Raw genomic sequence first — 4,733 nt, forward strand, 5'->3', positions numbered from 1 at the left:
TGGCACATGCGCTAGTTGGGATAGCGCGCGTCATGCTTCTGACCCCAGCCGGAAGACCGCTACGGAGTCGGCAAGCATGCGTCCCTGATCGTCGAGCGCCTTTGACGCGGCAGCGACTTGTTCGACCAGCGCCGCGTTTTGTTGCGTAACCTCGTCCATCTGCGTGATCGCCAGATTGACCTGCTCTATGCCCCGGCTTTGCTCGGCCGATGCAGCCGCAATTTCCTCGGTGATGCTGTTTACACGGGCCACCGCTTGGGTGACCTCCGTCATTGTCTCGCCCGCTTGGTCGGCGACTGCAGCACCGTCTTGGATTTTTCCGACCGATGCGCCGATCAGTTCCTTGATTTCCTTCGCGGCGCTCGAGGAACGCTGCGCCAATTGCCTTACCTCGCTAGCCACGACGGCAAATCCGCGCCCCTGATCGCCGGCACGAGCCGCCTCTACCGCAGCATTGAGCGCGAGGATGTTCGTTTGAAAGGCGATGCCTTCGATGATGCTCGTGATGTCTGCGACTTTGCTCGAGCTAGCGCTGATCTCCGACATCGTGTCGACGAGAAGGCCGACTGCCTGACTGCCTCTTTCGGCAATGCCCGAGGCCTCGCTTGCCAGGTGGCTGGCGCGGCTCGCGCTTTCGGCGTTTCGGCTGACCGTCGCGGTCAGTTCCTCCATGCTCGACGCCGTCTCCTGCAAAGCCGCGGCTTGCTGCTCCGTTCTCGACGAAAGATCGATGTTTCCGGCCGCTATCTCTCGAGTGCCAGATGTGATGCTGTCCGCCGAACGCCGCGCTTGGCTCAGCAATTTAACGAGGCTTTGCTGCATCGATGACATCGATGCCAAAACGCTGCCGGGCGGTGCTGCGTCGGCTCGTGCGATACGGCTGAGATCTCCGTCGGCAATGCGCTTTGTGATCTCGGATAACTCGAAGGGCTCTGCTCCGAGGGTGCGTAACACCTTTCGGGTGATGATCACGCCGGCCAGTGCGGCGACTGCGACCGTGAAGATGACGATAGCGATTAGCTGCAGCCGTTGACGCGCGTAATTCTCGCCTGCTTGTGCAACCAACTGCTCGCCCCGAACGCGCGTGTACTCGCCGTATGCATCGGTCGCGGCGATCAGCGCAGCAAGCAACGGCCTGCATCGTTGATTGATTTTGGTCGTCGCCTGCTCGCGTCTGTTGTTGACCGCGTCGTCGACGATATCGAGAGCAACGGGACCATAGTCGCGCTCGACCGAGGCAATTCGCTCGACCAACGCGCGCGCGCGACCGCCGTCGTCATGAACATCCGCAACCATGCTTTCGAGTTGGCTCAACGTGCGCTGGACGTCTTCGTGAGCTTTCAAAACCTGGGCATGTTCCTTCGGCACATCGTCTGGGTTCTGCGCCAACGTCAAATCCCTGGCGAGAATGGCTCGCTCGTCGACACTTGAGCGAATACGCGCAGCGAGCTGAGCTCGGCGTGCGACGCCATTGACGTAAGAGCTAAAACGGTCGTTCGCGGCACTTAGCTCACTGAGTGCAAGCCCGCTCACGACAAGAACGAGCAAGACAAGAACGGCAAAGGCGTACGCCAGCGTGGAACGCACAGAGATTGGTCTTTTTTCCATCATGAACCCCGTGAGAGAACGCGCCGAGTTGTTCGGCGATCGTTCGTCAGTTGTTTCGAATTTTCCGATTAACCGGCGCGGCTCACCCGAAACATCTAGGGTATACCCTTTAATTTGGCCCGAATCGGCTCGCTGGCCCATGCGATTGAGGTATCATACATTCCGATTTTGCCGGTTTGGTGACAAAAAGGAGACATTCATGGAAGACCCTGTACTGACCACTCACGAGGCAGCGCGTCTTCTCGGCGTGTCAGTCCGTACGGCGCAAAACTGGATCGAGAACGACATTCTTGATGCGTGGAAGACGCCGGGGGGGCATCGGCGTGTGCGTGAGAGCGCTGTGCTCGAACTAAGAGATCGCCTGGCCAAGGAGACGACACGCGAATGCCCGCGCGTGTCCGTGCTGTTGCTGGCCGGTTCTGAGTCCGCGAACCGCTACCAAGAAGCACTCCTCAAGATCAAGGGAGTCGTCGTTGAGCGAACCACGGATACCTTGTCTTCGCTGATCGCTGTTGGGCGGCTGTTGCCGGCGGTGGTCGTCGTCGAGGTTCTCGCGGGCGCTTGGGACCGTGGCGCGATGGTGGGCCATTTACTCAATGATCCTTCGCTCGGACACACGAGCGTTCTGGCGGTTTGCGATTCTGTTGGGCGCGGATACCTACAAGCGCTCGACGGTCATCCAAGGCTGCGCCTTGTGACCTGCGAAGGCTCATCAGCCGTCGATGATGTGGCGCACCTCGTGGCTGCACAGTTTTTGGAGAATTCGCCAGCGGCAGAGTCTGGCGGCGCATCTGAACTGCGATACCCCTTGGTCGGAAACGAAGCCGCGAGGCTGTCCGCTGTCCGTCGAGCGGGGCTTGTCGATACACGTTATGAGCCCGAATTCGACGAGATCGCCGGGTTGACTGCTCGAACGCTTGAAGCTCCCATTTGCCTCATTAGTTTGCTGACGCAGGACCGGCAATGGTTCAAGGCGCACTTCGGACTCGATGTGCGAGAAACGCCACGAGCTTGGGCGTTCTGCAATTACACCATCGTCGATGATTTCTTCACGGTGCACGACGCTCGCGAAGACGCGCGCTTCCAACGCAACCCACTCGTGGAAGGGCCCCCTCATATCCGTTTCTATGCGGGCGCGGCCCTTCGCGATGTTGACGGGTTCGCGCTGGGTAGTCTTTGCGTCATCGATCGCTTACCGCGGGTGCTCGATGCCGATGGGCAAAATACGCTTCGCCTACTTGCCGGCCTATTGACCGACCGAATAAATCTGGCAATCAGAACTCGCCAATTGCACTGGCGCAAGGCCGACACCATGGCGTAGCGTTCGACGCGGCAAACCCAAGGAAGGCCTGCGAGTTGCTGTTGCGAGAGGGAAGTCCTCGTGATCGATGACATCGGTCCTTGACATAGAAACACCGCCGACACCCGATCTCCGGGGACGTTTGATCAACCAACGTCCTGTCTCTTTGCTATTTTGACGACTAGCCATCTGCTGAACGCGCCGTCTACGGCTCGCCATAGAACAATCGTAGCGATCGTTGGCATTTCCTTGGTGCTCGGCGCCATGCTCGTATGGCCCAAGGCAAATGTGCCCGCGCCGATTGTGCCATCGTTCCTGCCGATGTTCGGTACGGCCATCTTCCTGACGGAGATCCTTACCGCGCATTTGCTGTACACACAGTACTCAGTGTCCGGTCGCCCTGTGTATGCGGCACTGAGCGGCGCGTATGTCTTTTCCGGCGTATCGGTCGCGATGCAGCTCGTCGCCTTTCCTGGTGTCTTCTCGGCGACCGGCCTCGCCGGCAGCATGCAATCGGCCGTTTGGATCTGGGTGTTTTGGCATGGGATGTTTCCAGGTCTGGTCGGGCTCGCATTATTGGTTCGACGTCAATTCCCTCGCGGCTCGCAGCGGGCACTCAATAGACGCCTCATCGCGCTGGCGTTAATTGCGGGTGGCGCAGTGTTCGCCGGGGCGATGTGCTTCGCCGCAATCACTGCGGCTACGTCCTTGCCGAACCTTATTGCGGGAGGCTCATATCGGACGCTGACGGACAATCCCGTCGGGGTTGCCGTGATCTTGGCCAACGTGATTGCCTTCGTGGTGCTGGTAGCGTCAACGCGATTGCGGACGCTGCTCGAACTATGGCTGGCCGTCGCACTTCTTGCCGGGTCAGTCGATGTCATTTTGACGTTGCACGCGGGCGCTCGCTACAGCGTCGGCTGGTATGCCGCACGGATCGCTGCTGTGTGTGCCTCGAGCGCGGTTCTAGGAATGCTGATTTGGGAGGTCAGCCACCTTTACCGCAGTTTGCACCGCGCGCACGAGACGTTGATGATGGCCTCGCTGCGAGACGGGCTCACGAAGACATTCAATCGGCAATACTTTGATACGCGCTTTCCCGAGTTGCTCGGGGAAGCGGTCTCCACTGGCCGGCCACTCTCCGTGCTAATGGTCGACGTCGACTACTTCAAGCAATACAACGACACGTTCGGGCACCTAGCTGGCGACGACTGTCTGCGGGCGGTCGCTACGGCGCTCCAATCGGCACTGCGGCGCCAGTGGGATTTCGTCGCCCGCTTCGGAGGTGAGGAATTCGTCGTCGTCTTGCCGAACTGCAACATGGACAGTGCGGCAGCGATTGCCGAGTCACTGCGTGGTTCAGTCGAGGCTCTGAACATTGGCGCACCGCACTCCCCCGAGGGACGGGTGACGGTATCGGTTGGCGTTGCCACCTCCGAGCAGCAGGGATTCGCGTTAGTCAGCGAACTTTTGCAGGAAGCCGATCGCGGACTGTATCGCGCGAAGCGTTTTGGCAGGAACTGTGTCGCGGGCGCGGAAGGGCATCAATAGGTGCCATCGTCTACCGCGCGGCCTCAGCTTAGATCAGGTTGGCATGTGCTTTGCGGCACTGTTCTCACGTCACCTTAGGCCGCAAACGGACATGGGCATTACGATGGATATCACCTGCTACGGGTTCGATGGGGACCCGTGCTTGGAAAGCGTTGCGGCTCAAGATCTCGTGTCGCTAACGGCTTATAGCGCTGTCTTAAAAGACTGCCAGTTGGGCATAGAGCAAGAAGATTCGCAGCACAACCCGCGCTACCGCGCATGGGTGCAATTGACC

The 4,733-nt window shown here is 59.5% G+C and carries 3 protein-coding genes; 2 read left to right on the plus strand and 1 reads right to left on the minus strand.

The features are described 5' to 3' along the window. Positions 1-30 precede the first annotated feature (30 nt). Entirely contained in the window at positions 31-1,608 is a 1,578-nt protein-coding gene (locus C0Z18_RS32245; protein ID WP_102649522.1) for a methyl-accepting chemotaxis protein, read from the minus strand. Positions 1,609-1,807: 199 nt separating this feature from the next. Between C0Z18_RS32245 and C0Z18_RS32250 the strand changes: the two genes are divergently transcribed. Continuing rightward, on the plus strand, positions 1,808-2,929 hold the full coding sequence (locus tag C0Z18_RS32250; RefSeq protein ID WP_102649523.1) for a helix-turn-helix domain-containing protein: 1,122 nt from the start codon (positions 1,808-1,810) through the stop codon (positions 2,927-2,929). 243 nt (positions 2,930-3,172) lie between these two features. After that, a complete protein-coding gene (locus C0Z18_RS32255) occupies positions 3,173-4,459 on the plus strand; it encodes a GGDEF domain-containing protein (RefSeq protein ID WP_146014168.1) in 1,287 nt (428 codons plus the stop codon). Positions 4,460-4,733 lie beyond the last annotated feature (274 nt).

This window comes from Trinickia dabaoshanensis (assembly GCF_002879885.1).
GTDB lineage: Bacteria > Pseudomonadota > Gammaproteobacteria > Burkholderiales > Burkholderiaceae > Trinickia > Trinickia dabaoshanensis.

Coding starts and splice junctions, on each gene's coding strand:
- C0Z18_RS32255 (WP_146014168.1), top strand. CDS start 3,173: ATGCTCGTATGGCCCAAGGCAAATGTGCCCGCGCCGATTGTGCCATCG.
- C0Z18_RS32250 (WP_102649523.1), top strand. CDS start 1,808: ATGGAAGACCCTGTACTGACCACTCACGAGGCAGCGCGTCTTCTCGGC.
- C0Z18_RS32245 (WP_102649522.1), bottom strand. CDS start 1,608: ATGGAAAAAAGACCAATCTCTGTGCGTTCCACGCTGGCGTACGCCTTT.